The 26,703-nt window shown below is 65.7% G+C and carries 24 protein-coding genes; 9 read left to right on the top strand and 15 right to left on the bottom strand.

Features of this window, described 5'->3' with window-relative positions; all coding sequences use genetic code 11:
* Positions 1 to 7 precede the first annotated feature (7 nt).
* On the bottom strand, positions 8 to 4,447 hold the full coding sequence (locus tag ACI48I_RS21985; RefSeq protein ID WP_498575402.1) for a translocation/assembly module TamB domain-containing protein: 4,440 nt from the start codon (positions 4,445 to 4,447) through the stop codon (positions 8 to 10).
* Positions 4,447 to 6,297: an autotransporter assembly complex protein TamA gene (locus ACI48I_RS21990; RefSeq protein ID WP_498575403.1), complete on the bottom strand. Its 1,851-nt coding sequence runs from the start codon at positions 6,295 to 6,297 to the stop codon at positions 4,447 to 4,449. Before ACI48I_RS21990 ends, ACI48I_RS21985 begins: the two co-directional genes overlap by 1 nt.
* Positions 6,298 to 6,453: 156 nt before the next feature.
* Here ACI48I_RS21990 and queC point away from each other — a divergent pair, with 156 nt between their 5' ends.
* Entirely contained in the window at positions 6,454 to 7,161 is a 708-nt protein-coding gene (gene queC, locus ACI48I_RS21995; protein ID WP_498575404.1) for a 7-cyano-7-deazaguanine synthase QueC, read from the top strand.
* Here queC and ACI48I_RS22000 read toward each other — a convergent pair.
* Positions 7,158 to 7,535 carry a hypothetical protein gene (locus ACI48I_RS22000; protein ID WP_498575405.1) on the bottom strand — a complete coding sequence of 126 codons (378 nt, stop codon included), beginning with the start codon at positions 7,533 to 7,535 and terminating at the stop codon, positions 7,158 to 7,160. The two genes, queC and ACI48I_RS22000, sit on opposite strands and share 4 nt — an antisense overlap.
* Positions 7,536 to 8,081: 546 nt before the next feature.
* Between ACI48I_RS22000 and ACI48I_RS22005 the strand changes: the two genes are divergently transcribed.
* Together ACI48I_RS22005 and ACI48I_RS22010 are read left to right on the top strand one after the other, a co-directional pair.
* Positions 8,082 to 8,582: a hypothetical protein gene (locus ACI48I_RS22005; RefSeq protein WP_193687337.1), complete on the top strand. Its 501-nt coding sequence runs from the start codon at positions 8,082 to 8,084 to the stop codon at positions 8,580 to 8,582.
* A 117-nt stretch (positions 8,583 to 8,699) separates the two neighbouring features.
* Positions 8,700 to 10,652 carry a GAF domain-containing sensor histidine kinase gene (locus tag ACI48I_RS22010; protein WP_498575406.1) on the top strand — a complete coding sequence of 651 codons (1,953 nt, stop codon included), beginning with the start codon at positions 8,700 to 8,702 and terminating at the stop codon, positions 10,650 to 10,652.
* A 199-nt stretch (positions 10,653 to 10,851) separates the two neighbouring features.
* Here ACI48I_RS22010 and ACI48I_RS22015 read toward each other — a convergent pair whose 3' ends face one another.
* Together ACI48I_RS22015 and ACI48I_RS22020 are read right to left on the bottom strand one after the other, a co-directional pair.
* Positions 10,852 to 12,354, bottom strand: coding sequence for a response regulator (locus tag ACI48I_RS22015; RefSeq protein ID WP_193687335.1), 1,503 nt, complete (start codon positions 12,352 to 12,354; stop codon positions 10,852 to 10,854).
* Between the two features lie 154 nt (positions 12,355 to 12,508).
* Positions 12,509 to 13,249 (bottom strand): DNA-formamidopyrimidine glycosylase family protein, encoded by a 741-nt coding sequence (locus ACI48I_RS22020; RefSeq protein ID WP_498575407.1) that lies wholly within the window; start codon positions 13,247 to 13,249, stop codon positions 12,509 to 12,511.
* Between the two features lie 266 nt (positions 13,250 to 13,515).
* Here ACI48I_RS22020 and ACI48I_RS22025 point away from each other — a divergent pair, with 266 nt between their 5' ends.
* Both ACI48I_RS22025 and ACI48I_RS22030 read left to right on the top strand, forming a co-directional pair.
* Positions 13,516 to 14,016, top strand: a complete 501-nt coding sequence (locus tag ACI48I_RS22025) for a DUF3016 domain-containing protein (RefSeq protein ID WP_498575408.1) — start codon at positions 13,516 to 13,518, stop codon at positions 14,014 to 14,016.
* A gap of 234 nt (positions 14,017 to 14,250) precedes the next feature.
* Positions 14,251 to 14,748, top strand: a complete 498-nt coding sequence (locus ACI48I_RS22030; RefSeq protein ID WP_498575409.1) for a DUF3016 domain-containing protein — start codon at positions 14,251 to 14,253, stop codon at positions 14,746 to 14,748.
* A 90-nt stretch (positions 14,749 to 14,838) separates the two neighbouring features.
* Here ACI48I_RS22030 and ACI48I_RS22035 read toward each other — a convergent pair whose 3' ends face one another.
* From ACI48I_RS22035 to mepK, 8 genes are all read right to left on the bottom strand, one after another.
* The gene (locus ACI48I_RS22035; RefSeq protein ID WP_193687332.1) at positions 14,839 to 15,876 is read right to left on the bottom strand and encodes a hypothetical protein; all 1,038 of its coding nucleotides are present in this window, start codon (positions 15,874 to 15,876) and stop codon (positions 14,839 to 14,841) included.
* Between the two features lie 26 nt (positions 15,877 to 15,902).
* Positions 15,903 to 16,388 carry a hypothetical protein gene (locus tag ACI48I_RS22040; protein WP_193687331.1) on the bottom strand — a complete coding sequence of 162 codons (486 nt, stop codon included), beginning with the start codon at positions 16,386 to 16,388 and terminating at the stop codon, positions 15,903 to 15,905.
* 13 nt (positions 16,389 to 16,401) lie between these two features.
* Positions 16,402 to 16,986: an RNA polymerase sigma factor gene (locus ACI48I_RS22045; protein ID WP_498575410.1), complete on the bottom strand. Its 585-nt coding sequence runs from the start codon at positions 16,984 to 16,986 to the stop codon at positions 16,402 to 16,404.
* Positions 16,987 to 17,052: 66 nt separating this feature from the next.
* Complete coding sequence (locus tag ACI48I_RS22050) at positions 17,053 to 17,496, bottom strand: thioesterase family protein (protein ID WP_498575411.1); 444 nt, start codon at positions 17,494 to 17,496, stop codon at positions 17,053 to 17,055.
* A 136-nt stretch (positions 17,497 to 17,632) separates the two neighbouring features.
* Positions 17,633 to 19,090 carry a PQQ-dependent sugar dehydrogenase gene (locus tag ACI48I_RS22055; protein WP_498575412.1) on the bottom strand — a complete coding sequence of 486 codons (1,458 nt, stop codon included), beginning with the start codon at positions 19,088 to 19,090 and terminating at the stop codon, positions 17,633 to 17,635.
* 142 nt (positions 19,091 to 19,232) lie between these two features.
* Positions 19,233 to 19,541, bottom strand: a complete 309-nt coding sequence (locus tag ACI48I_RS22060) for a hypothetical protein (protein ID WP_498575413.1) — start codon at positions 19,539 to 19,541, stop codon at positions 19,233 to 19,235.
* Positions 19,538 to 20,356, bottom strand: coding sequence for a hypothetical protein (locus ACI48I_RS22065; RefSeq protein WP_498575414.1), 819 nt, complete (start codon positions 20,354 to 20,356; stop codon positions 19,538 to 19,540). The genes ACI48I_RS22060 and ACI48I_RS22065 overlap by 4 nt, the downstream gene beginning before the upstream one ends.
* Before the next feature lie 3 nt (positions 20,357 to 20,359).
* Positions 20,360 to 20,896, bottom strand: a complete 537-nt coding sequence (mepK, locus tag ACI48I_RS22070) for a peptidoglycan L,D-endopeptidase MepK (protein ID WP_193687325.1) — start codon at positions 20,894 to 20,896, stop codon at positions 20,360 to 20,362.
* A gap of 119 nt (positions 20,897 to 21,015) precedes the next feature.
* Between mepK and ACI48I_RS22075 the strand changes: the two genes are divergently transcribed.
* Complete coding sequence (locus tag ACI48I_RS22075; protein ID WP_498575415.1) at positions 21,016 to 22,185, top strand: PQQ-dependent sugar dehydrogenase; 1,170 nt, start codon at positions 21,016 to 21,018, stop codon at positions 22,183 to 22,185.
* A gap of 167 nt (positions 22,186 to 22,352) precedes the next feature.
* A complete protein-coding gene (locus tag ACI48I_RS22080) occupies positions 22,353 to 22,943 on the top strand; it encodes an isochorismatase family protein (RefSeq protein ID WP_193687323.1) in 591 nt (196 codons plus the stop codon).
* A 42-nt stretch (positions 22,944 to 22,985) separates the two neighbouring features.
* On the opposite strand, the gene ACI48I_RS22085 is transcribed toward ACI48I_RS22080, so the two are convergent.
* Positions 22,986 to 23,972, bottom strand: coding sequence for an LLM class flavin-dependent oxidoreductase (locus ACI48I_RS22085; RefSeq protein WP_193688840.1), 987 nt, complete (start codon positions 23,970 to 23,972; stop codon positions 22,986 to 22,988).
* A gap of 187 nt (positions 23,973 to 24,159) precedes the next feature.
* On the opposite strand from ACI48I_RS22085, the gene ACI48I_RS22090 reads away from it, so the two are divergent.
* Together ACI48I_RS22090 and ACI48I_RS22095 are read left to right on the top strand one after the other, a co-directional pair.
* Positions 24,160 to 25,428, top strand: coding sequence for a serine hydrolase domain-containing protein (locus tag ACI48I_RS22090; RefSeq protein WP_498575416.1), 1,269 nt, complete (start codon positions 24,160 to 24,162; stop codon positions 25,426 to 25,428).
* A gap of 143 nt (positions 25,429 to 25,571) precedes the next feature.
* Positions 25,572 to 26,231 carry a hypothetical protein gene (locus ACI48I_RS22095; RefSeq protein ID WP_498575417.1) on the top strand — a complete coding sequence of 220 codons (660 nt, stop codon included), beginning with the start codon at positions 25,572 to 25,574 and terminating at the stop codon, positions 26,229 to 26,231.
* 101 nt (positions 26,232 to 26,332) lie between these two features.
* On the opposite strand, the gene ACI48I_RS22100 is transcribed toward ACI48I_RS22095, so the two are convergent.
* On the bottom strand, positions 26,333 to 26,668 hold the full coding sequence (locus ACI48I_RS22100) for a zinc ribbon domain-containing protein YjdM (RefSeq protein WP_498575418.1): 336 nt from the start codon (positions 26,666 to 26,668) through the stop codon (positions 26,333 to 26,335).
* Between the last annotated feature and the right edge of the window lie 35 nt (positions 26,669 to 26,703).

The raw sequence follows: 26,703 nt of genomic DNA on the forward strand, positions 1-26,703 counted from the left end.
ATCGAATTTAATCGAAGGCCCAGGCGTACAGCACATCGAGCGCCGAGTTCGTCCCTGCCTGGAACTGCAGGGTGAATTTCGGCGTCAGCTTGTAGCGCAGGCGCACCAGGCTCGAAGCCGTCCCTGCGCCCTGTTCGAAGCTGAGGTAGGCGCGCGAGGAGATGCGCTTGCCCACCGTGACCACGGTATTGGCCAAGCCTTCGGCGTTGCCGTTGCGTCCCTGGCCGATGCCCAGTTCATCGACGCCGAGCGAGTTCGCCAGCTTCGACTGGATGCCGCCGGTGCCGCCTTTGCCGCCCAGCAGGGCGCCGGCCGCGGCGCTCAGCACATCCTTCTCGTTGCCGCTGGTGCCCTCCATGCCATGGCCCAGCACCAGCCAGGACAGCTTTTCGCTGTCCGGCACGTTCGGCGTCGACACCAGCCTGGCTTGCGGCGAGCGCGCCGTGCCGCGCACCTGCACGCCGGCTTCGACATTCGTCTCGCTCAGCTGGTCACCCTCCGGACGCTTGCGCACCGCCAGCACGTCGAGCGTCGGATTGTCGTAGGGGCCGCTGAAGGTGATCACGCCGCGCTCGATCGCCAGCTTCTGGCCATAGGCAGCGTAGTTGCCGCTGGCGACGCGGATGCTGCCGTTGACACGCGGGGCGGCGCTGCCGACCATGCGGACCCGGGCACTGCCCTCGAGCATGGCGTCGATGCCGAGACCGCGCAGGTGGAAGTTGTCGCCCAGGTCGGCGCGCAGGTCGACGGTCAGCGGCATGTCGGCCTGCTTTTTCTGCGGCGGGATCGGCTTGCCGCGGCCGAGCACGATGACGTCGTCCGAGATCGTCGGCCGGCCCTGTGGCGCGAACTCGATCAGGGCGCGGTCGGCCTTGAAGTTGCCCTCCAGCGAGTAGCGGCTGGCGTCGCGCACCAGGGCCGCCTTGCCCGAGACGATCACGGTGCGGTCCGGACGCGACAGGGCTTCCAGTTTATCTGCCACCAGGTTCAGCTGCATCGCCGGGTCGCCGGCGCCGAAGCGGATCGAACCGTCGGCGGTGGCGCTGCCCTGCAGGCCCTGCAGGTAGAGGCGCTGCAGCACCAGCCGGTCGCCCGCGAGCTGGGCGCGCAGCTGGCCGCCCTGCAGGCGCACGCCCTGTTCGGGCCAGCGCACGGCGATCGCGTCGCCGTTGACGGTGCCGTTCAGGCTTGGGGTGCCGATGGTGCCGGCGCCGGTCACGGCCAGTTTCAGGCTGCCGTCGAGTTCGAGGTCGCGCTGGCCGGCGAAGGGCGCCAGCCAGGCGATCGAGGCCATGTCGGCATTCGCCGTCATGCGCAGCGGACTGTCGCGGTTGACCTTCCCGCCGATCATCTGGACGGTGCCGTCGACGCGCGCGCTGCCGGTGCGGGTGCCGTCGAGTACGAGCTGGGTGCGCAGCGCGCTGCCCTGCACGTCGGCGCGCACATCGAAGCTGCGCAGGCCCATCGCGACCGGCGTGCCGGCGCCGACCAGGGCGTCGCCGCCTTCGCGGAAGACGTGCACGCCGCCGGCCAGCGCAGGCGCGCCGCCGGTGGCGGTCGCGGTACGCAGGTCGAGCGCCCAGTCCGCGCCCAGGGTCAGGTTGCCCTGCACGTTTTCGCGCAGCGCTTCGGAGAACTGGCCGAGGTAATTCAAGGGCACGCCGCTTGCCGTGCCGCGGCTGTTCCAGCGCGGTCCCGTCTTGGTGAGCGTAGCGATGTTGACGGTACCCGCCGGCAGCCGGATCAGCGCGCCGTTGAACGCGAGCGACTCCGGTTTTGCCAGGCCGGCGATGCCGGCGCCGGGCGCGACGCCGATGCGCAGCGGTACCGGCTGCGCCAGGGTCATCGCATAACGGCCCTTGTTCTGCAGGGCTGCCAGGGTGCCGGCCCAGGCATTGCCGCTCCAGCCGCCGCGCACCTCGGTGGAGGCGTCGAAGTCGTCGCCACGGGCGGCGGCGCGCAGGCTGTGTGCCGCGCGCGTGCCGCTGGTCTGCAGGCTCGCTGCCGCGATGCGGGTCTCGCCGCTGGCCAATTCGGTGATCTGGATATCGCTGACCAGAGGATCGGCGCCGCCGCGCCCGGAGCCGAGATTCGCGCTGGCGCGCAGCGTTTTGACACTGTGCTTGCCGAGCAGGCGCAGGTTCTGGCCTTCCAGGTTGGCGGTGAGCGAGGGCGTGTCCATGGTGCCGCTGACGGTGCCGGCGCCGCGCAGCAGGCCGGCGTAATCGGGACCGAGCGCGCCCAGTTGCGGCGCATCGATGCGCCAGTCGAGGCGGTCGCTGCCGGCGCCGAAGCTGCCCTTGGCCGCGATCACGTTGGCGCCCACGTGCAGGTCGACATCGGCTCCCGAGACGTGGCGTTTATCGGCCGCCAGGCGCGCATAGCCCCACAACGGCGATTTCGCCAGCGTCGATTCCTCGAGTTTTAAATTCAGGGCGCCGCGCCAGTCGGCGCCGGAGCGGCCGCTGGCGTCGAATGCGCCATTGATCGAACCGGGCAGCGGGCTGCCGAAGGCGGCCGGATTGAAGCGCGCCATGTTGCCGCTGCCCTTGGCCTCGACGAAACGCGCGCCTTCGCCGCCGGCGAGCCAGGCTTCGCCGCTGACGTGCAGGTTGCTGTTGTTGGTTTTGCGCTGGGCTGCAATCCAACCCAGTCCGTTCGCGTCGGCGACGAAGGTCGTGCGCGGGTTGGCCATGGTGCCGGTGACGACGCCATTCGCATCGACCGCGCCGTACAGGTCGGCGCGCAGGCTGGCGAGCTGGCGGCCTTCGAGGCGCCAGGCCAGGCGTTCGCCCGGGGCGCCGAATGCGCCGTTCAGGTTGACCGTGTTCTGGCCGAGAGCGAGGTTGGCGTCCACCCCGCTGACGTGCTTCGCGTCGGCCGTCAGCTTGCCTTTACCGGACAGCGGCTGGTCGAAAAGACGGCTCGGACGCACGGCGAAATCGGTATTCACGCGCCAGCTCGGGGCCAGCACACCGTTGGCGTTCACCAGCGCATTGATGTCGGCTTGCGGATAGTCGCCCAGCGCCGCCGGATTGAAGCGGCTGGCGTTCGCGCTGAGCTTGAAGGCCTTGTCTTCGCCCAGTTTCATGTTGCCGCGCAGGTCGACGCTGCCGCTGCCCGCCACCAGGCGCGCCTCGGATACGTCGACCTGGTTGTTTTCCAGCCTGGCCTTGGCAGTCAGGCGCAGGCCGCTCTCGACCAGGCGCATGTCGAGCGATTGCACCTTGCCGACATTCGCCACCGCGATGTCGCCGGCGATTTTGGTCGCCTTCATGCTGCCGTGGATGCCCTTCAAATCGAAGCGGTCGGTGTGCAGGGCGAAGTTGGCGGTGCCGAGGCCCTCCTTGTCTTCTCCACGCTGCACGCTGCCGCTGCCGGTAAACCGTCCGGCGTCGCCGAAGTCGAGGACGACGTCGGCCAGGCGCATCGCATCGAGGTTGCCGCCCAGCTGGCCGCGGAAGGCGCGCAGCGGCAGGCGCTGCTGGTCGATGGTGCCTTTCGGTCCCTCGTTGACCAGGTTGACGCTGCCGGAAACGGCGCGCGCGTCGTCCAGTTTCGCGGCCACCGTCAGGCTTAGATCCGCCGTCGGCAACGAGGGATTGAAGAAGCCCGGATCGATGTTGTGGGCCTTGAGGTCCATGGTGCGCAGCGGGATCTTGGCAAACGGCGACAAGGTCAGGCGCGCGTCGCCACCCGCGCGGCCGGCGTTGCCGGTGGCATCCAGGGTGGTCAGGTTCAGGTCGCCGCCGGCGCGCAGTTTCAGCTGGGCGGGCGTGGCGCCGGGGCCGACGTGCGCCTGCGACAGGCTGGCGTTGGCGTCGAGTTTGAACGGTTTGGTTGAGGCGATCTTGCCGTCGGCCGCAACCTTGCCCCAGGGCGTGGAGGCGGACGTGTCGCTCAGCTGCCACTGCACCTTGTCGCCGTTCAGGCGCATGCGCACGTCGGTGATGACGGTGCTGGCACCCTTGTTCACGAAGGTCGCTTTCGCCAGCCGTGCATCGTCGAGCGCAATCTTGAAGGGCGGGGCGAGCGAGGCCGGCATCGTGGTCGGCTCGTCGGATTGCTTCAGGGTCTCCATGCGCAGGTCGGCCGCGTGCAGCTTGTTGATCTCGATGCCTTTCGAGAGCAGCTGGCGCGGCGACCATTCGAGATCGATGTTGGTCACCGTCGCCAGCTGGGTCTCGGTGCGCCAGACGATGCGGTCGATGTGCATGGCACCGTAGATCGAGCCGCGCACACCGGTCATGGTCAGCTTGCCGTCGGTCGCGCGCGCGGCGCGCTCCGCAATCATCTGCAGCGTCGTTTCGCGGCCCAGGTACCAGAGGGCGCCGCCGCCGACGACGCCGGTGGCAAGCAGGCCGATGGCGACGCGCCGCGGCCAGCGCCGCACCTTCGGGGCGGGCGTCCTGGCCGGGGTGGGAGGGGTGGTGTTGTGATCGTCCATCAGAACGTGAATCCAAGTGAGAAGTGCAGGCGCACCTTGCGCACCGCCTGGCCATAGGCGACGTCGACGTTGATCGGACCGACCGGGCTGCGCCAGCGCGCGCCGACGCCGTAGCCGTATTCCGGTTTCAGCTCCTTGAACTTGTCGGCGGCGTTGCCCGCATCGACGAAGAAGGCCACGCCCCATGGCGGACGGAACCAGTACTGGTATTCGGCGCCGCCGGTGAGCAGGTAGCGCCCGCCGACGATGGCTTCGCCTTCGCGCACGCCCAGCTGCTGGTAGCCGTAGCCGCGCACGGACTGGTCGCCGCCGGCACGGAACAGGAAGGTACTTGGTACGCCGACCTTGTCTTTCGAGACGACGGCGCCGGCTTCGCCCTTCAGGATCAGGGTGCCGCTGGTGCCGACCGGTTTGTAATAGACGCCGCGCGTATAGCCGCGGATGAATTTTTCATCGGTGAACAGCGGCAGCGGCGCAATGCCCAGCTGCCAGTTGAGCGCATAGCCGCGCGTCGGCTGCAGCAGATTATCCAGCTTGCGCCGGGTGACGCTGTAGGTCAGCGGAATGCTCTTGCTGTAGGCGTTATCGATGCCTTCGACCTTGCGCTGTTCGGCCAGCGCTTCCAGGGTGATGCTGCGTTCGAGTTCCGGCGTGCCCCAGGCGCGGCGGGCGGCCACGCTGGCGGTAGTGGTGATCTCGCCGCGCACATCAAGGCGCTCGAAGCCGCCGCCGATGCTGTCGTTGTAGCCGTTCGGTTTCGTCGGCCAGTAGAAATCGGCGCGGGCCAGCTGGTGCTTCTGTTCGTAGACCAGGTCGCTCTTCATGCGCTTGCCGAACACGCTCAGGTCGTCGTAGCCGAGCGAAGCACGCCCGCCGGTATTGGTCGAGAAGCCCAGGCCGACCTCGAGGTTCTTCTGCTTGTTCTCGGTGACGCGCACCAGCACCGGCAGCACGGTCGGGCCGGGCGCGGTGGGCGGCTTGACGCCGGTCGTGGCCTGGCCGGGCACGGTGTCCTGGCCGGCGGCGGCGGCTTGCCCGGCCGGGGCCGGGGCGTCTTCGTCGTCCTTCAGTTCCTTGATCTCGGCATTGAGCACGGCGCGCATGTCCGCGCTGACCTCGACGGTGGCGAAATACCCCGTTTCCTGCAGGCGCGACTGAAGGGCCTGCAGGGCCGCTTCGCTGTACATGTCGCCCGGCTTGATCTTGTTCAGGTTGGTGATCACCTCGCGCGGATAGCGCTTCAGGCCGCGGATGCGCAATTCGCCGAAGCGCATTTCGGGGCCGCTGTCGATGACCACGCGCAGCGAGGCTTTATAGGCGTCGGGATCGACGGTGGCGCTGGTTTCGACCAGCTGGGCGCGCGGGAAGCGCGACTGCATCACCTCGCGCAGCAAATCGCGCTTGGCCGCTTCCCAGTCGGCCTGGCGGAAACGCGCGCCGACCGGCAGCGACCAGCGGTTGCGCAGGGCAGCGGCATCATACGGGGCGCCGCCCTGTTCGAAGGGTACGAAGCCCTGCAGCACGAGGTCGAGGTCGCTCACCAGCACCGGCTGGCCGGGATCGACGACGATGCGTGCGACCGGGGTGGCGCCGCTCGTATCGAGTCCGGCGGTGATGCGCGGCGAATAATATCCTTCGGTGGCGATCAGGGTTTTCGCTTCCTCGGGCGCGGCTTTCACAAGGCGCTGCAGCTGTTCGAGGTCGACGCGCGGGTTGCCGCGCCAGCGCAGCAGGTCGAGGTTATCCTCGAGCAGGTCGTCGAGCTTGCCCGGGGCGTCGATGCGTACCGTGTAATTGATACCCTGTGCGTACGCAGCCTGTGCGCCCAGCACGACATATACGGACAGCATGATTTGTGCCAAAATCCGTGATTGCCTTGGTCCCGCCTGTGCGGTCCGGTGGGATGTTGCGAGAACCATGTGTCTCCGTCTCAGTGTAAAAGCTGAGCGAATCTTAGCGGAATTGCAAAAATAATGGCGAACGTTTAACTTCCCGGAAAACCACACATGCACGCTCCCGACACCGCCCTCGTCCTCTTCAGTGGAGGACAGGATTCGACTACCTGCCTGGCCTGGGCATTGCAGCGTTATGCGCGCGTGGAAACCATCGGTTTCGACTATGGCCAGCGCCATGCGATCGAGCTGACCGTGCGCCCGACCGTGCTCGAGAAGATGCGCGCGCTGTCGCCCGACTGGGACGCGCGCCTGGGTGAAGACCACATGGTCGACCTGTCGCTGATCGGCCGCATTTCCGATACCGCGCTCACGAGCAATGTGGCGATCGAAATGCAGGCGAATGGCTTGCCGAATACGTTCGTGCCCGGCCGCAACCTCCTGTTCATGACGGTGGCGGCGACGGTGGCCTACCGGCGTGGCCTGACGGTGCTGGTGGGCGGGATGTGCGAGACCGATTTCTCGGGCTATCCGGATTGCCGTGACGACACGATGAAGGCGCTGCAGGTGGCCCTCAATCTCGGCATGGCAACGCGATTGAAAGTCGAGACGCCGCTGATGTGGATCGACAAGAAGCAGACCTGGGAGCTGGCGGAGCAGGCGGGCGGGCAGGTGCTGGTCGACCTGGTGCGCTTCGAGACCCACACCTGCTACCTGGGCGAGCGCGGCGAGCGCCATGACTGGGGCTATGGTTGCGGCACCTGTCCGGCCTGCGAACTGCGTGCGCGCGGTTATGCGCAGTTCGCCGCCGAGAAAGCCTAGACAGCCACTTTCTGCACGGCGCGGTTGCGGCGCGCCCGGCTGACCAGGTACCAGATCAGGGCCAGCGGCAGTAACAGCGGTAACAGGAAGGGCACGATCGCCGCCGCAACGGCCAGGCCGGCGATCGCCATTGCGCCGACGATGACGACGCCCACGCCGGCCATCACGACCGCCAGCACCACGCCCACTACCAGTACCACGAGCAAGCCGATCAGCGTGCCGCCGCCTGCGAACAGGATGCCGAGCATGGCGCCGAGCGGGCCGTCGATCTCGTCGCCGTCGATGTGGAAACTGGCGTCGCCGAAGGTGAACAGCAGGTCCCAGAGCAGCAGGGCGCACAGGAACAGGATGAGGTAGGGGGCAATCTTTTTCATGGCGAGGCCTCGGTAGTGGAGTGGTATGGCTTTACTGTAAGCATCTGCGAAGTCGCGGGCGAGCGCTCTGCGACGGGCGGCGTATTCGGCGGGCCGGAGCGCAGATGGGGCCGACGAATGCCCGTCTTTTCGACCTTGTAATGCGCAGATCGCCGCCTATACTGACAGCCTGCTCTGTTGTAGGAGGGATCCCATGCATGTCGTCAATTCAACGATGAAGGTGCATCGCGGTGCACTACTGCCAGTCCGGCTGGACAGGGGACCGAAGGGGCCGCCATCGGCTCCGCCTGCCATCCCGCCGATCATCATCAACCCATTCAGTCGCGAAGCGCCAAAGCAACCGAATATCGATCCGGTGCGCGTGCCGCCCCCGCCTCCGATCCGGCGCCCCGGCCTGCCCAGCATGCGCATGTAGGCCTGATGCCGGCTGCGCCATATTTGTACAAACCAATCCCCGGTTCTTATTTGTTTGCTATCGCATCGACCCTGCTGTTCCTCTAAAATCTTACCTTTGGGCGATAGTCCCGCAGAAGGAAACAGCGAGCGATGAACGACGATGTAACTGACCTGGAACCGGGCGAGGACGATGCGCCGGTGCAGGAAGCGCGCCTGTGGCAAGGCAATGGCTGGACCGCACGCGTGATCAAGAACGAGGATGACGAGGGCTGGGCCGTCGCCATGTACAAGGATGGCGAACCGGAGCCGGCGCTGGTCGGTCCGTGGACCATGGGCCGCGACAAGAAAAACCCGAAGCCGCTCGACGTCAACGCCTTCAATACCCTGATCAAGACGGCCTCCGAGGTCATTCGCCGCCACGAGCAGCACCTGCACGCGATGCTGCATAAAAGCACCGTGGTGTGGTGGGAAGGCAGCGAACTGAAAATCACGCTCGATATCAAGCCGGACGACGATGACCCGTATGCGCTGCTGACCGCCGTCGACGAGATGGGCGAGCAGTTGGCCCAGGTGCGCGTGGCCGCCAACTTCAAGCTGACGCCATCCTCCGCGCAGAGCTGGATCGAGAACGGGTACAAGGCACCGCGCTGATCGACGCGCGCATCGGCGCTTTATATACCGTCACGCCACAGTTTCGCGCAAGGAGCGTGCTTTAAAGCCCGCCCGCTGCTAATATTTCCCTTGGGAATTAATTCTTCAAGGGAAGCCATGGAACGTCTTGACCGGCTCGAAGCGGTCCAGTCGATGTTGCTCGAAATCGGGCAGACGTCGACCAGCTGCAGCGACATCACCGAATTCATCCGCGCCGTGCACCGCGCCCTGGGCCGCATCATGTATGCGGCCAACTTCTACGTGGCGCTGTCGGACCGCGACGAGGGCACGGTGCGCTTCGTCTATTTCGTCGACGAATCCGACGAAGGCCCGCCGCTCAACCATCCGGTGCAGCTCGCCTCGCCGGACGAATCGCCCACCGCCTGGGTCATCCTGAATCGCCAGACCCTGGTCGTGACCGCCGCCGATTTCCAGGCGCGCGAAGCGCAGGGATCGAACTTCGGCGCCGGCAGTGCGGCCGAGCACTGGATGGGCTGCCCGCTGCTCGACCAGCAGCACCTGCCGCTGGGCGCGATCGTGATCCAGAGCTATAGCCCCGAGAATACCTATAGTGCCGAAGACCAGGCCCTGTTCGGCGTGATCGCCAACCACGTCTCGGTGGCGCTGCAGAGCCTGCAAAGCATGGACCGCCTGGAACGCGCCGTGCAGGAACGCACCGCGCGCCTGGCCCATGAAGTGGCCGAGCGCCGCCGCGCCGAGCAGGTGCAACATGCGCTCTATCAGATCGCGACCCTGTCCGCGAGCGCCGCCGACAAGGAGGTGCTGACCACCAGCCTGCACCGCATCATCGGCGAATTGATGGTCGCGGAAAACTTCCTGATCGGCCTCTACCATCCCGAAACGGACGAAATCAGCATTCCGTATTTTGTCGACCAGAAGGACACCACCGCTCCGGTCACGCGCTTCCCCTATGGCAAGGCGATGTGCTCCTACGTGCTCGCCTCGAAACAGGCGCAGCTGCACGACGCCGGCAGCTTTGCGCGCCTGGTCGCCAACGGTCTGGTGCAGGAGCCGCTGGGCAATGCCGGCATCGCCAGCTGGATGGGGGCGCCAATGCTGGTCCACGACAAGCCATATGGCGTGCTGGTCGTGCAGAGCTACGATCCGGCCGTGATCTACACCAAGGCCGACCTCGACCTGCTGGCCTTCATGGCCAGCCACGTCGCCGTCGCCCTGGCGCGGATGCAGGCCGACTACCGCCTGCGTAAAACGAAGGACATGCTGGAAGAGCAGAATGCCGCGCTGAACACGGCCCTGACGCAATTGCAGCAGGCGCAGGGCGAACTGGTGCGCCAGGAAAAGCTGGCCTCGCTGGGGCGCCTGGTGGCCGGCGTCGCGCACGAAATCAACACTCCGCTCGGCATCTGCGTGACGGCGACCAGCCACCTGGTCGAGGAATTGCGCCTGACGCGCGAAGAACTCGGCGCCGGCGAAATGACCGAGGACAGTCTGAACAGCTTCCTCGACATCATCGACCAGTCGCTGCGCATCATGACCACCAACACCCAGCGCGCAGCCAGCCTGGTGCGTAGTTTCAAGCAGGTGGCGGTGGACCAGTCTTCGGACGACATCCGCAGTTTCAATTTGCGCAGCTATCTGAACGAAGTGCTGCTGTCCTTGCAGCCGAAACTGAAAGGCCGGCCGGTGAAGGTGGAGGTCGATTGTCCGCCGGACCTGGTGCTGGAAAGCTATCCGGGCGCCGTCTCGCAGATCGTCACCAACATGCTGATGAATTCGCTGGTGCACGGTTTCGAGCACGACCAGAAGGGCGCGATTGCGATCCGCGCGGCGGTCGATGGCGATGTGGTGTCGCTGTCGTATGCGGACGATGGCGCCGGCATGGACCAGGACACGCTCGACAAGCTGTTCGATCCCTTCTTCACGACCAAGCGCGGGAATGGGGGCAGCGGGCTGGGGGCGCACATCCTGTACAACCTGGTGACCGGGCCGCTGGGCGGCAGCGTGCAGGTGCAGAGTGCGCCGGGGGAGGGCTTGCGTTATGCCTTGAGTTTCCCGCGCAGCCGGAAGGAGCAGAAGCTGGCGGCCTGATGCCAGTCAGTCAAGCGAGAACTGTTACGTTAGCCTTCGTGCACCGTAGGGTGGGCTCTCCGAAGTGAAGCTGTCATTGAAGCCATTGGCTTCAATGACCCCACGCGTGATACGGACCGGCTCCGATGTCGTGCTCGACGATCTTGAGGGCACGTATCACCGCGTGGGCACGGAGTGCCCACCCTACATGTTCACCTGTTCAATCCGGCCATTGCCGGTTGATCTCCACCGCCTTGTCCATATTCTTGATCAGCAAATCCACATAGTGCGGATCGAGATGCTGCCCGGCGACTTCGCGCAGGTAGTCGGTGACTTGCTGGGTCGGCCAGGCATCCTTGTAGACGCGCTTGTGGCTCAGGGCGTCGAACACGTCGGCGACCGCGACGATGCGCGCGTAGGGGTGGATGTCCTCTCCCTTCAAACCCTGCGGATAGCCGCTGCCGTCGTATTTCTCGTGGTGCTGGTGGGCGATCACGGCGGCGGCCTTCAGGATCGGGCGGCTCGAGCCGTCCAGGATCTGCAGGCCGACTGTCGGGTGCTGCTTCATGACTTCCCACTCTTCCGGCGTCAGGCGGCCAGGTTTCAACAGCACCGCGTCCGGCGTCGCGATCTTGCCGATGTCGTGCATCGGCGCGGCGTGCATCAGCACCGCCGTCTCGTCTTCCGGCAGTCCGGAGGCCTGGGCCAGCAAATGACAGACCTGCGCCATGCGGCGCACGTGGTTGCCGGCCTCGTTCGAGCGCGATTCGACCACGTCGCCCAGGCGCAGGATGAGTTCGGCCTGGGTGTCGGTGATTTCCTGGTTCAGCAGGATGTTATCGAAGGCGATCGCCACGCCCGAGCAGAACACTTCCAGCAATTGCGCGTCGATGTCGGAGATTTCTTCGACGCCTTGCAGCACCAGCAAGGACGCCTTGCCGCTGTTGTTCGGGAAGTAGCCGACATAGGTGTCGCCATACAGTTTCGAGATGCGGTTGTGGCGCGCCTCGTCCAGCTGCGCCACCAGGGCCGGGTCGATGCCGTCGCCGAATTCGCCGATCTTGGCCAGCACCTCGTACTGGCTTTCTCCGCTGATCATGCTGGCGCCCTTCAGGCGCAGCAGCATGCTCTGTTCCAGGCGCAGCAGGGCGACGACCTGCTGCAGCAGGCCGCTGGCGAAATCCTTTAAATTGCGCTGTTTGAAGATGTGCGAGGAGGCGGCCAGCACGCGCTCCAGGCCTTCGCGGTAGCTCACCTGCACGCGGCGGGCATCTTCGACCTTCATGATGTCGCGGTAGGCGCGCAGCGCGGCGAAGGTCGTGGTGAACAGTTTCGTCCGGTCGAGCTCCGTCTTTTCCTTGTAGTCGTTGATGTCGTAGTCGACGATCACGCGCTCTTCGGGCGCCTGTCCCGGCTGGCCGGTACGCAGCACGATGCGGCTGAACTGGTTGTCCAGGTCTTGCCGCATCCAGCGCGCCACCTCCAGACCGCTGTCTTCGCGCTCCATCACCACGTCGAGGAAGACCAGCGCGATATCCTTTTCGCGCGCCAGGATTTCCTTCGCTTCGGCGCCGCTGTAGGCATGCAGGAAGCTCAAGGCCCGGCCGTCGAGGCGGAACCGGTTCAGCGTGAGCTTGGTGATGTCGTGGATATCCGGCTCGTCATCGACGAGCAAAACTTTCCAGGGCGCGAGCTTGGGCGTAGCGGCAGACAAAAAAGACATAACGTTTCCGATACCGTAAGGTCGATACGAACGAAACAACGGTTAAATGTAAGTCGAATCGATTGTAGTACGGCTACGCAGCATTAACAACAGGCAATACATTGGGACGGAATGCAAGGAATACGGAAGTGTTGGCTGGATGAGTCAATAGCCTCTAGTTATACCTCTTCTGGCACTTCTCGCAGAAGAAACTGCGCCGGTTGGTGCGGCCGAGGTGGGCCTTGGACAACGGGATGTCGCAGCGCGGACAAATCTTCTTGGCATGGGCCAGCCAATGCTGCTTGAGGACATACTGTCTCTTCCAGCCGAGGAAATCGAAGCTGTACTGGCGCGCTTCCTCGACCAGGGCGCGCAGCTTGGGGGCGGGCAGGGCGCCCACCGTCGAGGCCGGATGTACGCGGATCCGAAACAGCACTTCGTTCTTGATGATGTTGCCTACGCCCGAGAAGATGTCCTGGTCCAGCAAGGCGTCGCAGGCCAGCATCTCGGGACAGGCACGCAGCTTCTTGCGCGCCTGTTTCGGGTCCCAGGTCTCGCTCATGACGTCGGCGCTCCAGTCGTACTGGCTGTCGAGATCGGTATCGATCTCGCGCACCGCGCAGGCATAGAAGTTCAGCACCTCTCCCTCGGCCGTGCGCAGCCACAGGCGCGGCACTTTGCCCTCGCGCTCTTCGTTGACGCGGTAGGTGCCGAACAGCAGGAAGTGGATGCGGATCGCCATGTTCGGCAATTCGATAAGGAAATGCTTGCCCCAGGTGCGCAGCGACACGATCGTCTGGCCGAGCAGGCGCGTCGGGTCGATGGCCCTCACGTTGCCGCCGGCTTCGACGATTTGCCGGCCGACGAAGCGGGCCGTTTCTTCCTTCAAAATAAAAAGCGATGGTCCTTCTGGCACGGGCAACCCTCCTTGAAAACCAAGAGCGCCTACCAAAACCGCCATGGCGGCGTTGCATCGTCTCGCCGTACAGTCGTACTGTCTTCGACGATGCGCCTTGCCCTGACGCTTTTGTTAGGCGCTCTAAGTCTGCGCCTGCCGGGTGAGCCTGGCTGTGCGAGGACTAACAATCGGATACAGAATTTACCTGGCGTAGACGTCGCCATGCGCCAAAGGGGCGTATATTTGCATGGTAAAAATCAAGATACCGAAAGCGAGGAATCGCCATGAAGAACGTGATTCGACAACTGGCCTTGAGCGGCCTGCTGGCGCTGGCGGCCGGCGCGGCCTCGGCCGATGTGACCGTGAACTATATCCAGCCCGAGCGCTTTTCCGACCTGCCGTTCGCGCCCTGGGAACGTGAAGCGGTGCTGAAAGACCTGACCCAGCATTTCGCCAGGCTCGGCGCGCAGTTGCCGCCGGGGCAGAACCTGCGCATCGATGTGCAGGACATCGACCTGGCGGGACGCGAATACCCGACCCGTGGTGCGCGCGACCTGCGCATCGTCAAGGAAAACGGCGTCGACTGGCCGCGCATCGACCTGCATTACGCGATCGAGAGCAATGGCCAGGTGGTGCGCGGCGGCGACGTGAAGTTGCGCGACATGGCCTTCATGGACCGCATCGGCCGCTATACCGACGGCGACTCGCTGCGCTACGAAAAACGCATGATCGACGACTGGTTCTATTCGACGATCATGCCGCGCGAACGCGCCGCGCGGCGCTGAGCATCGCCCGCCTTCCATGAACCGATAATGCCGGCATTGCCGGCATTATTTTTATGCGCACGCCCAACATGTCGCCCCGAGTGCGCCGATCAACATGCGTGCTGTATCAAACCGGCGGAATCGATCGAATTGACTGCGCAATTTACATGTCGTCACATTCGTTTGCTGAACTAGAGGTATATTTGTGTCGTTGCATCCAATCACAATTGGCAATACGACAAATAAGGAGTCGTCATGAAGAAGGTAATTCATATGCTCGCTGTCACCGGTTTGCTGGCGCTGGGCGCCGGCCCTGCTTCGGCAGAGGTAGTCGTCAATTATGTCCAGTCCGAGCGTTTTGCCGACTTGCCGACGGACGCGCGGGAGCGTACCCGGGTGCTGAACGAGCTGACTGCACACTTCGTCAAACTCGGTGCCCAGCTAGCGCCGGGGCAGATCCTGCGCATCGACGTCGACGATATCGACCTGGCCGGACGCAGGGTGCCGACGAACGGCACGCGCGAAGTGCGCACCGTAAGCATTGCCACGGACTGGCCGCGCATCAATTTGGAATTCGAGTTGGAAAGCAATGGGCAGATCGCGCGCAGCGGCAAGGTAGAGTTGCGTGACATGGGGTTCATGGACCGTTCCAACCGCTATTACGATGGCGACGCGCTGCGCTTTGAAAAACCGATGATCACCGAATGGTTCCATGCGATGGTCGCGCCGCGACAGCATTACGCTAGCCGCTGAGCCTTGCCCTGCGGGCTGCGCGTCGTACGTGCCAGCCAAGCATAACGGTGAACACTACCTCCATGCCGGCTGCCGCCGGCATGGTCTTTTTCACTCCGCGTTTTTCCCCGCCACACCCGGCATCCGCTTGCCGATTTCGCGCACCTGGTAGTCCGACGGCACCGCGAACAGGGCCGCATCCGGCTCGCCGCGCTTGAGGTTTTCCAGGCGGTAGACATAGTCGCCGCTGCGCGGGTCGCTGTGTTTCGCATACACCGTCACCTGCAGGTCCGGCGCATACCAGGTTTCGTCGCTCACCACGATCGGGTTGCGGTTGCCCACTTCGCCGGCCGGGATCTCGTAGCTGCGCTGCTTGCCTTCGGCCTTGACGCCGTTGAAGTCGCGCGTGCCGAGATCGCGGCTGACCGCTTTCGCCGCCCATTTGTTGTCGCCCAGCGCGCCGGAGATGGCGCCGGCGATCATCGGACCGATGCGAGGGCCGATCTCCGCGGCCTCGGTGCCGGGTGCGCGCGGCAGGCGGATCACACGCACCGTCTCGCGGCGGCCATCCTGGTCGCCGGCGCGCTCGTCCTCCACCCGGCGCTCGACGCGGACGGTGACGCGGTCTTCGCCATCGGCCCGTTCGTGTGGCGGCAGGCGTCCTTCCTGGCGCAACCGTTCGACCTGTGCCCGCGCCGTTTCACGCGCGGTGCGCGCCGTTTCGCGGGCGGTTCGGGTGATGCGCTCGATCTCGGCGCGGGAAGGCAGGCGCTGCGCGGTGTGTGTCTGCGGGTGCAGGATCCAGGTCGCACCCAGCACCGGATCGTTGATCGTCACCGTGCGCAATTCTCCCTGGGCGTTGCGCAGCTCGTGGCGGGTGCGGCCGGCACTGTCGCGGTAGCTGGCCGAACTCGTGCGCCGTTCGATCTGGTTACCGTCCGGGAGTTGCTGCAGCCGCTCGGAGACGGCCTGGGCGCTGTACGGCGCATTCTTCACCGCTTGCGCATGACCGCGCTGGACGATGCGGACATCCTCGCCCGGGTGGCTCCATTCGCCCTGCGGCGGCAGGGGCGGGGCGGTTTCATCGGCCAGGGCAGGCAGCGCAAAACAGGCGAGCAGGGCAGCGAGCAGCAATCGGTTCGTGTTCATGGTGTCCTCGGGGGTGAATAAAACGGTCAATCGATGGAAGTCAGGCGCAGGGCCAGCGGTTCGCCGCCGGCGCCCACCAGCATTTCGGCGCGCACCGCCTCGCCCGCGTTTTCCGGCGTGACCGGCAGGCCGAGCGCGGCCAGCATGGTGCGCGGCACTTCGGTCTCGACCAGGCGCGGGTCGGGTTCCGCTTCGATGCGCTCGAAGGAATCGAGCGCGATGAAGGCGGCGCCGCTGTCGATGCGTACCAGCGGCTGCAGCTGCGACTCTCCCGCCAGGTGCGGCGGCAGCATCAGCAGTCCGAACACGGCGGCGGTGACCAGCAGGCAGGCGGCGGTCGCGCTCCACTCGAGCAGGCCGAGGCGCCGGTACCAGGGCCGCTGCCGGGCGAACTGGCTGGTAAAAGCCTGCATCAATTCCTTTTCCACGCAGCGCGGGGCGTCGACGCCGGCGAGGGCGCTGCGCAGCTGCGCCAGGCGGGTGTCGAGTTCGGGGTTGTCGTCATGCGTCATGATCGTGTCCTTGTCAGGAGGCTTGCGGGGCGTGGCTGCGCAGCGCCCTGGCCAGTGCGGCGCGTCCGCGCGCCAGGCGCGAGCGCACGGTGCCGATGTCGACCGCGCAGATCGTGGCGATCTCGAGGTAGGACAGGCCGTGCAGTTCGTAGAGGATGACGGCCTCGCGGTAATGCGGCGCCAGCCGGGCCAGTGCGCGCCGCACTTCCTCGGCGGACTCGCTGGCCAGCACCCGGTCCAGCGGACATGCGCCGTCGGCCGCCGGCTCCGGTGCATCCTCGTCCGGCTCGGGCAGGGGCGCTTCGCGCCGGCGCGGTTCCTCGTGTTTCAGGATCAGCAGGCGCGCCACGCCGAACAGGAAATTCGACAGCGAACCGCGCAGGGGATCGTAGGAAAGGCGTCCGGTGAGCAGACCCATGAAGGCTTCCTGCACGGCGTCGGCGGCGGTGCCGGCCGAGCCGCAGCGCAGCAGGGCGAAGCGGTACAGCGGGCCCTGGTGGCGCCGGTAGAGCGCGGCAAAGGCCTGCGCATCGCCGCTGCGCATCCTGCGCAGCAGCTCGTCGTCGGAAGTGGTCGGGGTGATGGGCATGGTGGTCATCTCTCACCCGTATTCCGGTTTCAAGGCCGGAAAGTTCCAACTATTTTTCGCGATGGGTGCCGGTGTTCAGTCGATCCAGTTCACGCGGTCGAACTTGGCGCGGAATCCTTCGGGCATGGCAACGACCTGGCTGGTCTTGTAGTTGAAGAAGACAAAGCCGGACTTGGCCATGGCGACCAGGGCCTTGTCTTTCGGTCGCGTGATGCGGAAGGTGATGTCGCCGCCGTATTTATTGAAATCCATGACGCCGACTTCGAACAGCAGCTGGTCGCGTGCATGCGCTTCGGCGCGGTAAGTGGTGGCCAGGTCGGTGACGATGATGCCGGTGCCGTCGCGCTCGGTTTCGGGGACGCCGAACTCGAACAGGAAGCGGGCGCGCGCCTCGGAGATCATCGAGATCATCGAGTCGTTGCCGAGGTGGTTCGCGCCGTTGATGTCGGTCACGCGCACCGTCAGCGGCGTGGAATAGTAGTACTGGTCTTCGGGGAAGTGGAGTTGTAAGCGTGCCATCCCATAATTTTACCTTCGGAATCCCGATAAACCTACTGCGCGTCGGATCTCCGGTCTGCGGTGCTCGCTGTACGCTTGTACAGCTCCGCTCCTCAACCGAAGCTCCTTCCGCTCGCTACGGTTTCTCGAGATTCCGTCAGCCCGCGCTGCCCCGCACCAGCTTGAAGATCCGCCCGCTTTCACTGACCACATACAGCTCGCCGGCCCCGTCGCGCCCGAAGGAGACCACCCGGCCGGCAGTGTTCAGGTTCCAGTCGCGCTGTTCGGCGACGCCGGCGTCGCCGGCAAAGAAGCTTTTAATATAGCCGCGGCAATAATCCGAATAGAAATAGCGGCCCGCGAGTTCCGGTATCGCCGTTCCGCGGTAGACATAGCCGCCGGTAATGGAGCAGCCATTCACGTTGTTCGCGCCATGTTCGTATTCGAAGACGGGAAGCGTGAGGCCGGTGCGGTTGCAGGTGGCGGCCTCGAAGCAGGCCGTGCCCTCGAGAATGTCCCAGCCGTAGTTCAGGCCGCCTTGCGAGGAACTGGCCAGGTTCACTTCCTCGCGCGCGGCCTGGCCGACGTCGGCGATATACAGGCGCTCGCCGTCGAACGCATAGCGCCACGGATTGCGCAATCCGGCGGCCCAGATCTCGGGCCGGCGTCCGGGCTGGTTCAGGTAAGGGTTGGTGACGGGGATCGTGTAGGGCTGGCCGCTGTTGGCCGTGCGCACGTCCACGCGCAGCAGCTTGCCGAGCAGGACGCCCAGGTTTTGCGCATTCCCGAACGGATCGCCGGCGCCGCCACCGTCGCCCAGCCCGGCATACAGCATGCCGTCCGGCCCGAAGGCGACCAGGCCGCCGAAATGGTTCGTGAACTGCGGATGGGCGGCGCGCAGGATGACCAGGCCCGAAGTCGGATCGGCGACGTTCGGTGTGGGCGAGCTGGCGTAGCGTTCGACGACGATGTTCTGGGCCGTGTCTGTGTAGTACACGTAGAAGTAGCCGTTGCTGGCGAAGTTGGGGTCGAAGGCCATCGACAGCAGGCCGCCTTCGCCGCCCGTGAATACGTTCGCGCTGATGTCGAGCCAGGCTTGCGTGAGCACGCTGCCGTTGCGTACGACCCGGATCACGCCGCGCCGCTCAAGCACGAACAGGCGATCGTCGCCGGGCGGGGCGGTGACGAAGGTGGGGCTGGTGAAGGTGGGGCCGATGTCCGCCAGCGCCAGGGCGAGGGCCGTGCCGGCATAAGCGATGGTCGCCGTGGCAGTGCCGCCGGCCGTCACGACCACGCTTTGCACCGCCGGGGTGGGCGTATAGGTCGTGCCGCCGAGCGTGATGCTGGACGCGGCCACGCTGTAGCTGCCGGCCGCCAAGTCAGGCAGCGTTTGCGTGCCGGCCAGGTCCCTGGAAAAATTATTCGGGCCGGTGATGCGCACGGCCGCATTCAGGCCCGTGGGCAGGCCAGTGACCGCCACTTGCAGCGAGCCGGTGGTCGCCGTCGGGGGAGGGTTGGAAGTGCCAGGAGTGCCGGGATTGCCGCCGCCACCGCCACAACCGGCAAGCAGGAGCAGCAGGGACAGGATGAACATCCGTACGCGATCGACCAGCATGGTGGGCCTCCAGGACGGAACGTCTCTGGGGGAGATTCTGCCAGTGTTCATCAATTGGCTGCGCACGTCAGCGCCCGTCAGAGCCCCCATGGCTGCGTTGCATCTTCTGAGGGCTTCGACAGGCGCTTATAGCGCGTGGTTCCTAGGGTGCCGCAGCTGCGCGCTGACGGGTTTTCGCAACGACCCCGGACGGGTCGATCAGCACGACGAATTCCGTAAAGCGCCCGCCGCCGGCCGGCGACTGGTAGAGCCAGGCTTCGTAGCCGCTGTCGAAGACCACGCTTTTCGTCTTGCCGAAGCTCGCGAGCAGTTCGGCCTTGGTGGTGCGGCCGGGCACGATCGAGGAGGCAAGGCGTTCGGCCGGTGCCTGGGTGCCGGGCGTGGCCTGGCCGATGGCGCAGCCGGCCAGCAGCAGGGCCAGCACGAGGGGCAGGAAACCGGCGCGTTTCATCGGCCGGCCTCCGGCGGCTGCGCGCCCGGCGCCGCGTCCGTCATGTAATCGAATTCGACCAGGGTATCGTCGGGCCAGCTCTTGTCCCACAGGGGCGCGTAATAAGTGCGGTCGAGCAGCACCTGGCAGTCGCAGAAGCGCAGCATCTCGGCCGTCTGGTCGCCGCCGGCGTAGAGCATCTTGAAAGGCAGGTCCTCGACCCGGTTGCCGGCGCGCAGGCGCACGCCGAACAGCGGGCGGTCGGCAAAGAACAGGTAATTGCCGTTCGGGCTATTGCAGACCTGGTCGGCGCTCGTCAGGGCGTTCGACAGCCAGGCGAACAGTTGCGAATTGTTCGACACCAGCCCGGCTTCGGTGCCGACGCGGCACTCCAGGCGCAGGTCGCCGAGTCGGCGCGTATCGGGCGGCAGGCCGGGGCTGCGGATCAGGGCGCGCCAGGTCATGCTGGTGGTCTTGCGGTTCGCGAGCACGGCGGCGTCTTCCTTGAGCGCCTGCTCGTTGCGGGGAAGCACAAAACTGTTATCAGGCCCGATCGGCACCGGCACCGAGACCGTGTCGCCGGCCACGCGCAGCTTGATGCCCTCCATGTTGACGTCGGGCGTGCGCGGCAGCAGCTGGAAACGCAAAGGGGCGTTGGGGGCGAAGGCATGCTCGCGCTCGAAGCGCTCCATGCCCTTGATCATCTTGCGGTAGGATTTGTCGACCGGATCGCGCGTCGTCGAGACGGTCACTTTCGCAGCCGGCTCCTGTGCCGCAGCTGCTCCCGCCGCCGAGACGGCGAACGCGAGCAGGAGGAAGGGCAGGAGCCGGCGCATGGCTTACCAGTAACGGACCCGGCCGGTGTCCATGTGGACGAATTGCGAGTCCGGGTAATAGCCGACCCCGCCGGCCTTCATCGACATGGCGGCCTTGTGCAGCTGGGCCAGGTCCTTGCCCGGCATGCGGATGTCGATCGCCTTGCCGTCCATGTGCATGCTGTGCGTGGCCACGCCGCTGGAGGCCGCCGCCAGCTTGGCATTCGATTCGGGCGAACGGTAGCCGGAAATGATGTGCAGCACCTGGTTGTCGCCGAATTTTTCGCTGACCTCGTTGAGCAGCACGATCAGTTTCGGATCCATCTCGGCGATCTTGTCGTTGCGGTGGTCGCGCAGCAGTTTGTTGATATCTTTGAGCGCGTCCGGAATGAACTGGCCTTCGGCCCAGAAAACACTACGCAGGCTTTCACCAGTATGGGTGTTGTACAGGCGCAGGGTGCGTTCGGCGGGAGCCGGCTGGGCAGCTTTTGCCAGGACCGGCATGCCGATTGCGGATGCGAGCACAACAGAGCTTTTGAGGAAAGAGCGTCGCTGGTTCATTGAACATCCTTACGCAAGTTCAGAAACAACGATGATACGCCGATTTCGCTATCTTTGCTGAAAAGCGCGGTTTTTGCGACACGATGACGGTTGATTAACAACTTTTAAAGGAGGTTTGCATGCAATTCAGTCAACTGGGATGCCGAACGTTAACTCTTGCATGCCTTGCCGGCGCACTCCCGGCCCTGGCCCAGGTCCAGGCCAGCGGCGAGCCGCCGGCAGTGAAGGGCTGGCGTACTGAAACCGTCACCGACGCGCTGCCGCAAGCCTGGGGCATGGCCTGGCTGCCCGATGGCCGCATGCTGGTCACCGGCAAGGAGGGCACGCTGCACCTCGTGAGCGGCAACAAGGTGCAGGCGGTGCCGCTCGAAGGATTACCGGCCCTGATGACGAGCGGCCAGGGCGGCCTGCTCGATATCGCCCTCCACCCGGCCGACAAGGGGCCGAAGCTGCGCGTCTACATGACGATGGCCAACGGCAGCAGCGGCGAGAACCGGACCATCCTCGTACGGGGCGTGTTCGACGGCAGCAAGGTCTCCGGCATCCAGACCCTGTTCACGGCGTCTCCCTCGAAGAGCGGTACGGAACACTTCGGTTCGCGCCTGGCCTGGCTGGCGGACGGCACCCTGCTGATGAGCATCGGCGACGGCGGCAATCCGCCCCAGCGCGTAGGCAACATGCTGGCGCGCGACCAGGCCCAGAACCTGGCCAGCGACAACGGCTCGATCCTGCGTCTGACCGCGGAGGGCAAGCCGGCGCCGGGCAATCCGCTGGCCGCGCGTCCCGGCGCGCGCCCGGAAATCTGGTCCTACGGCCACCGCAACATCCAGGGCCTGGTGGTCGATGCGGCGAGCGGGCGCGTGTATGCGAGCGAGCATGGCCCGCGCGGTGGCGACGAGATCAACCGTATCGAAGGCGGCAAGAATTACGGCTGGCCGCTCCAGACCTTCGGCGCCGACTACAGGACGCGCGAGCCGGTCGGCAAGCACAGCGTGCCGGGCATGGTCGATCCGCTGGTCGCCTGGGTGCCGTCGCCGGCGCCCTCGGGCCTGGCCTTCTACACGGGCACGGCCTTCCCGCAATGGCGCGGCAGCCTGTTCAGCGGCAGCCTGGCCGCCATGGACCTGCGCCGCATCGCCCTCGACGGCGACGGTAAAGTCGTGCGCCAGGAAAAGCTCGATATCGGCAAGCGCGTGCGCGACGTGCGCCAGGGGCCGGACGGGCAACTGTATGTGCTGACCGACGAGGAGCATTCGCGGATTCTGCGCATCGTGCCCGACAAACCCTGAGAGCGCCCGAAAAAAGCCTCATGGCGGCGTTGCACCTTCTCGCCGTACTGGCGTACTGTCTTCGACGGTGCGCCTTGCCCTGAGACTTTTGTCGGGCGCTCTGGCGCTCTGGTGCGTGCGCCGCCGCCGGACTGATTGTCCGATACTCGATCGACAAGGAGGAAGCGATGGACGACTTTTCAATTGATCTGGCCGGCACAGCCCTGGTGCTGATTGACCTTCAAAACGGCAACATGGCACGCGAGCTGGCGCCGTATTCGGCGCAGGCCGTGCTCGGCAACTGCGTCCTGCTGGCACAGGAAATGCGCAACCGCGGCGGCATGGTGATTTTTGTGCGCGTATTGATGAACGAGCTGCAGTCGCCGCCGGCGGATGCTCCGCTGCGCGCAGCCGGCGCGCCGCCGCCGCCGCCCGACGCCTCGCATTTCGCGCCGGAGGCGGGTGTCGAGGCGACGGACATCGTGATCACCAAGCGCCAGTGGGGCGCCTTCTATGGCACCGAGCTCGACCAGCTGCTGCGGCGACGGCATATCAAGACGCTGATTCTTGGCGGCATTGTCACGAACATCGGCGTCGAGTCGACCGCGCGCGCGGCCTATGACCGTGGGTATGGACTCGTGTTCGCCGAGGACGCGATGAGCGGCATCACGGCCGAGGCGCACGCGTTTGCGTGCAAGAACATGTTCAGGATGATGGGGAAGGTGAGGACGACTGCGGAGCTGATCGACGCGTTGCAGGCGGGGACCGGAGAAGCGTAGGGTCATGGAGGCCATTGGCCTCCATGACCCCTGCAATACGTGTTACGCCGCGTCGCGCACCTGCGCCGTAATCTCGTACGAGCGCAAGCGCGCCGCGTGATCGAAAATCTGCGAGGTAATCATCAGCTCGTCCGCGCGTGTGTGCGCAATGAATGCCTTCAACTGCTGCGCCACCGTCTCCGGCGAGCCGATCGCCGAGCACGACAGCACCCCGTCGAGCATCATCCGTTCCGACGGCCCCAGCGCTTCGAGGTAGCCGCGCACCGGCGGCTGCAGACGCGTCGGACGGCCGCTGCGCAGGTTCACGAAGGCCTGCTGCATCGAGGTCGCGCGGAAATGCGCTTCCTCGTCGGTGTCCGCGGCGAACACATTAAAGCCGAGCATGACATAAGGCTTGTCCAATTGCGCGGACGGCTTGAAGTTCGCGCGGTACAGTTCGATCGCCTGCATCATCATCTGCGGCGCGAAGTGCGAAGCGAACGCATACGGCAGGCCGAGGTGGGCGGCCAGCTGGGCGCCGAACAGGCTGGAACCGAGGATCCACAGCGGCACGTTCAAACCGGCACCGGGCACGGCGCGTACCTGGCGCCGCGGCGAATCGGCGAAATAATCCTGCAGCTCGAGAACGTCCTGCGGGAATTCGTCGGCATCCGACGACAAGTTGCGCCGCAGGGCGCGCGCGGTGATGTGGTCGGAGCCGGGCGCGCGGCCCAGGCCGAGGTCGATGCGGCCCGGGAACAGCGATTCGAGCGTGCCGAACTGTTCGGCAATCACGAGCGGCGAATGGTTCGGCAGCATGATGCCGCCGGCGCCGACCCGGATGGTCGAGGTGCCGGCCGCAACATAGCCCATCAGCACCGAGGTGGCGGCGCTGGCGATACCGGGCATGCCATGGTGTTCGGCCAGCCAGAAACGGTTGAAACCCCAGCGTTCGCCATGCTGGGCGAGGTCGAGGGAATGGTGGAAAGAAGTGCGTGCGTCGCTGCCTTCGGCAATGGGCGACAGGTCGAGTATCGAGAAAGGAATCATGCGTTCCATGATACGCCGAAGGATTTATTTTCGCTGGCGACGCCACGAAACCGTGGCGCGGCGGGGCGCCGGCGTAAAGATTGACCGGCAGAATTTGCCTGCCTATCATGGCCAGTTTCTTCGCCCGGCCTTGCGCCCGCTTCTGCGCCCGCGCCGCGTCCGCCATCTCTTCCTGCCCAGGTTTTCCATGCGTCCTTTTTCTCTCCGCCGCTCCCTCCGGTACCAGGGCGCGCTCGCCGCTGTGGGCCTCGCCGTCCTCGTCTCCGGCTGCACCGGCTTGCCGGGCGCGCAGCCGCGCCAACTCGACCGCACCCAGTTCGCCCGCATCGACGCCGCGATCGACCAGGCGATCGCCGAGCGCCGCCTGCCGGGCGCGGTCTTCCACCTGGAACGCGAGGGTGCCGTCCACGAGCGCGCCTACGGCCGCTTCAGCTACGAGGCCGATGACGGTCCCAATCCAGCGCCGGTGACGACGCACACCGTGTTCGATGCCGCGTCCTTGAGCAAGGTGCTGGCGACGGCGCCCTCGGTCCTGCTGCTGGCCGAAGACGGCAAGCTCGACCTGGACGCGAAACTGGTCGACTATTTCCCCGAGTGCCGGGGCGGCGGCAAGGAGGCGATCACGATCCGCCACCTGCTGACCCACACCTCGGGCCTGGCGGCCGGCTTGCCGGGCAAACCGGCCTGGCGTGGCGACGAGACAGCCCACGCCATGGCCTGCGCGCAAACGGTGACCCATGTGCCGGGAACGTATTTCCGCTATTCGGACATCAACTACATCCTGCTCGGCCAGCTGGTCCGGCAAGTGTCCGGCATGGGCCTCGACGTGTTTGCGCGCGAGCGCCTGTTCGGGCCGCTGCGCATGGCGCATACCGGCTACCTGCCGCTGCGCCGGATGGACGCCGGCGCGATTGCACCGACGCACAAGGCGGCCGACGTCGGCGAGCCGGTCCTGCACGCGGACGTCGGCGCGGGCGGCATGCTGCAGGGCGTGGTCCACGATCCGACGGCGCGCCGCATCGGCGGCGTGGCGGGCTCGGCCGGCGTGTTCAGCACGGTGGGCGACATCGCCCGCTACGCGCGCATGCTGCTTGCAGGGGGCGAACTCGATGGCGTGCGCGTGCTCTCGCCCGAGAGCGTGCGCCTGCTCACGACGGTGCAGAGCCCGCCGGGTATCGCCGCGCTGCGCGGCCTCGGCATGGACATCGACTCGCCGTTTGCCCAGCGTCCGCGCGGCACGCTGTTCCCGGTCGGCAGCTACGGCCACACGGGATTCACCGGCTGCGTGCTGTGGATCGATCCCGGTTCGCGCAGCTTCTACGTGTTCCTGTCGAACCGCGTCTACCCGGACGACAAGGCCAATGTGCTGCCGCTCTACACCGAGATCGCCACCCTGGCGGCACGGGCCGCAGGTGTCGGCGCAACAGGGGGAGTGCGGGGTGTGGCGGCCCCCTGACAAGTGTCGGATATCTTTCCAAAAGGCTAGCGTGCGCTGCTCTCCCGTCGACCTCTCTAAACTCGGCCACTTCAATAATGTCGGTATGTCATTGATATTGTTGAGCTTTCCACCGCCCCGAAATGCAATATAAGGAGATGAACATGAATAAGCTTTTGAAAGGCCTGCTGGGAACCGCAGTTGCCGCCGCGATGGCAGTTTCGTTCAACGCCAGTGCACAATCGACCAGCACCGAGCAGACGGGTAGCGCGAGCGCACAGTCCGGCGACCACGCCAAGGCGACCACGCACAAGAGCGCGGCCAAGAAGCAGAAGAAACACAAGAGCAAGTCCAGCAGCAGCGCGAGCGGCAGCAGCGGCTCCAGCGGCTCCTCAAGCAGCGGCTCGATGGGCACCAGCGGCAGCGGCAGCGCCAGCGGCACCAGCGGCAGCGGCATGACCAGCGGCTCGGGCAGCAGCAGCGGCACCTCGGGTACGTCGGGCACCAGCGGTACCTCGGGCACGAGCGGCTCGATGGATAGCGGCACCTCGGGCACCAGCGGCACGACGGGCGCAACGGGCACCAGCGGCTCGATGGGCAGCGGCGCCAGCGGTACCAGCGGTTCGATGGGCACCGGTACCAGCGGTTCGATGGGCACCGGTACCAGCGGCATGAGCGGCTCGACCGGCACCGGCACCAGCGGCTCGATGGGCACCAGCGGCACCTCGGGCACTTCCGGCACGACCGGCACCTCGGGCACTTCCGGTACGACCGGCACCTCCGGCACCGGCACCGGCACCACCACGACCGGCACCGGCCGCTGATCCAGCGGGCGCATCCGTCAGCGGATGCGCCTGCGCAGGCACGGTATGCAAAAAAAACACCAGCCCGCGGGCTGGTGTCGTCGTTTGTGCGGCAGTTAGATTTACACCTTGCGCACGAATTCGGTCTTAAGGCTCATCGCCCCGAACCCATCGATCTTGCAATCGATGTCGTGGTCGCTGTCGACCAGGCGGATGTTCTTGACCTTGGTCCCCTGCTTGATGACGCCGCCCGACCCCTTCGGTTTCAGGTCCTTGATGACGGTGACGGTGTCGCCGTCCTGCAGGATGTTGCCGGCCGCGTCGCGGTAGACGCGCGCCGTCTCGGCGGCTGCACCCGTTTGCGCCGACCACTCATGGCCGCATTCCGGGCAGACGAGACTGGCGCCGTCCTCGTAGGTATAGGCGGACTGGCAAACGGGGCAGGGAGGCAGGGACATGAGGTGCGAGGACAAGGGAAACGGCGAGTATAGCG

The sequence above is a fragment of the Massilia sp. LXY-5 genome (assembly GCF_059801075.1).

Coding starts and splice junctions, on each gene's coding strand:
- ACI48I_RS22045 (WP_498575410.1), bottom strand. CDS start 16,986: ATGACCACCATGCCCATCACCCCGACCACTTCCGACGACGAGCTGCTG.
- ACI48I_RS22000 (WP_498575405.1), bottom strand. CDS start 7,535: ATGAAAAAGATTGCCCCCTACCTCATCCTGTTCCTGTGCGCCCTGCTG.
- ACI48I_RS21985 (WP_498575402.1), bottom strand. CDS start 4,447: ATGGACGATCACAACACCACCCCTCCCACCCCGGCCAGGACGCCCGCC.
- ACI48I_RS22095 (WP_498575417.1), top strand. CDS start 25,572: ATGAATAAGCTTTTGAAAGGCCTGCTGGGAACCGCAGTTGCCGCCGCG.
- queC (WP_498575404.1), top strand. CDS start 6,454: ATGCACGCTCCCGACACCGCCCTCGTCCTCTTCAGTGGAGGACAGGAT.
- mepK (WP_193687325.1), bottom strand. CDS start 20,896: ATGAACCAGCGACGCTCTTTCCTCAAAAGCTCTGTTGTGCTCGCATCC.
- ACI48I_RS22085 (WP_193688840.1), bottom strand. CDS start 23,972: ATGATTCCTTTCTCGATACTCGACCTGTCGCCCATTGCCGAAGGCAGC.
- ACI48I_RS22060 (WP_498575413.1), bottom strand. CDS start 19,541: ATGAAACGCGCCGGTTTCCTGCCCCTCGTGCTGGCCCTGCTGCTGGCC.
- ACI48I_RS21990 (WP_498575403.1), bottom strand. CDS start 6,297: ATGCTGTCCGTATATGTCGTGCTGGGCGCACAGGCTGCGTACGCACAG.
- ACI48I_RS22040 (WP_193687331.1), bottom strand. CDS start 16,388: ATGACGCATGACGACAACCCCGAACTCGACACCCGCCTGGCGCAGCTG.
- ACI48I_RS22100 (WP_498575418.1), bottom strand. CDS start 26,668: ATGTCCCTGCCTCCCTGCCCCGTTTGCCAGTCCGCCTATACCTACGAG.
- ACI48I_RS22055 (WP_498575412.1), bottom strand. CDS start 19,090: ATGCTGGTCGATCGCGTACGGATGTTCATCCTGTCCCTGCTGCTCCTG.
- ACI48I_RS22035 (WP_193687332.1), bottom strand. CDS start 15,876: ATGAACACGAACCGATTGCTGCTCGCTGCCCTGCTCGCCTGTTTTGCG.
- ACI48I_RS22005 (WP_193687337.1), top strand. CDS start 8,082: ATGAACGACGATGTAACTGACCTGGAACCGGGCGAGGACGATGCGCCG.
- ACI48I_RS22050 (WP_498575411.1), bottom strand. CDS start 17,496: ATGGCACGCTTACAACTCCACTTCCCCGAAGACCAGTACTACTATTCC.
- ACI48I_RS22010 (WP_498575406.1), top strand. CDS start 8,700: ATGGAACGTCTTGACCGGCTCGAAGCGGTCCAGTCGATGTTGCTCGAA.
- ACI48I_RS22075 (WP_498575415.1), top strand. CDS start 21,016: ATGCAATTCAGTCAACTGGGATGCCGAACGTTAACTCTTGCATGCCTT.
- ACI48I_RS22090 (WP_498575416.1), top strand. CDS start 24,160: ATGCGTCCTTTTTCTCTCCGCCGCTCCCTCCGGTACCAGGGCGCGCTC.
- ACI48I_RS22065 (WP_498575414.1), bottom strand. CDS start 20,356: ATGCGCCGGCTCCTGCCCTTCCTCCTGCTCGCGTTCGCCGTCTCGGCG.
- ACI48I_RS22025 (WP_498575408.1), top strand. CDS start 13,516: ATGAAGAACGTGATTCGACAACTGGCCTTGAGCGGCCTGCTGGCGCTG.
- ACI48I_RS22030 (WP_498575409.1), top strand. CDS start 14,251: ATGAAGAAGGTAATTCATATGCTCGCTGTCACCGGTTTGCTGGCGCTG.
- ACI48I_RS22015 (WP_193687335.1), bottom strand. CDS start 12,354: ATGTCTTTTTTGTCTGCCGCTACGCCCAAGCTCGCGCCCTGGAAAGTT.
- ACI48I_RS22080 (WP_193687323.1), top strand. CDS start 22,353: ATGGACGACTTTTCAATTGATCTGGCCGGCACAGCCCTGGTGCTGATT.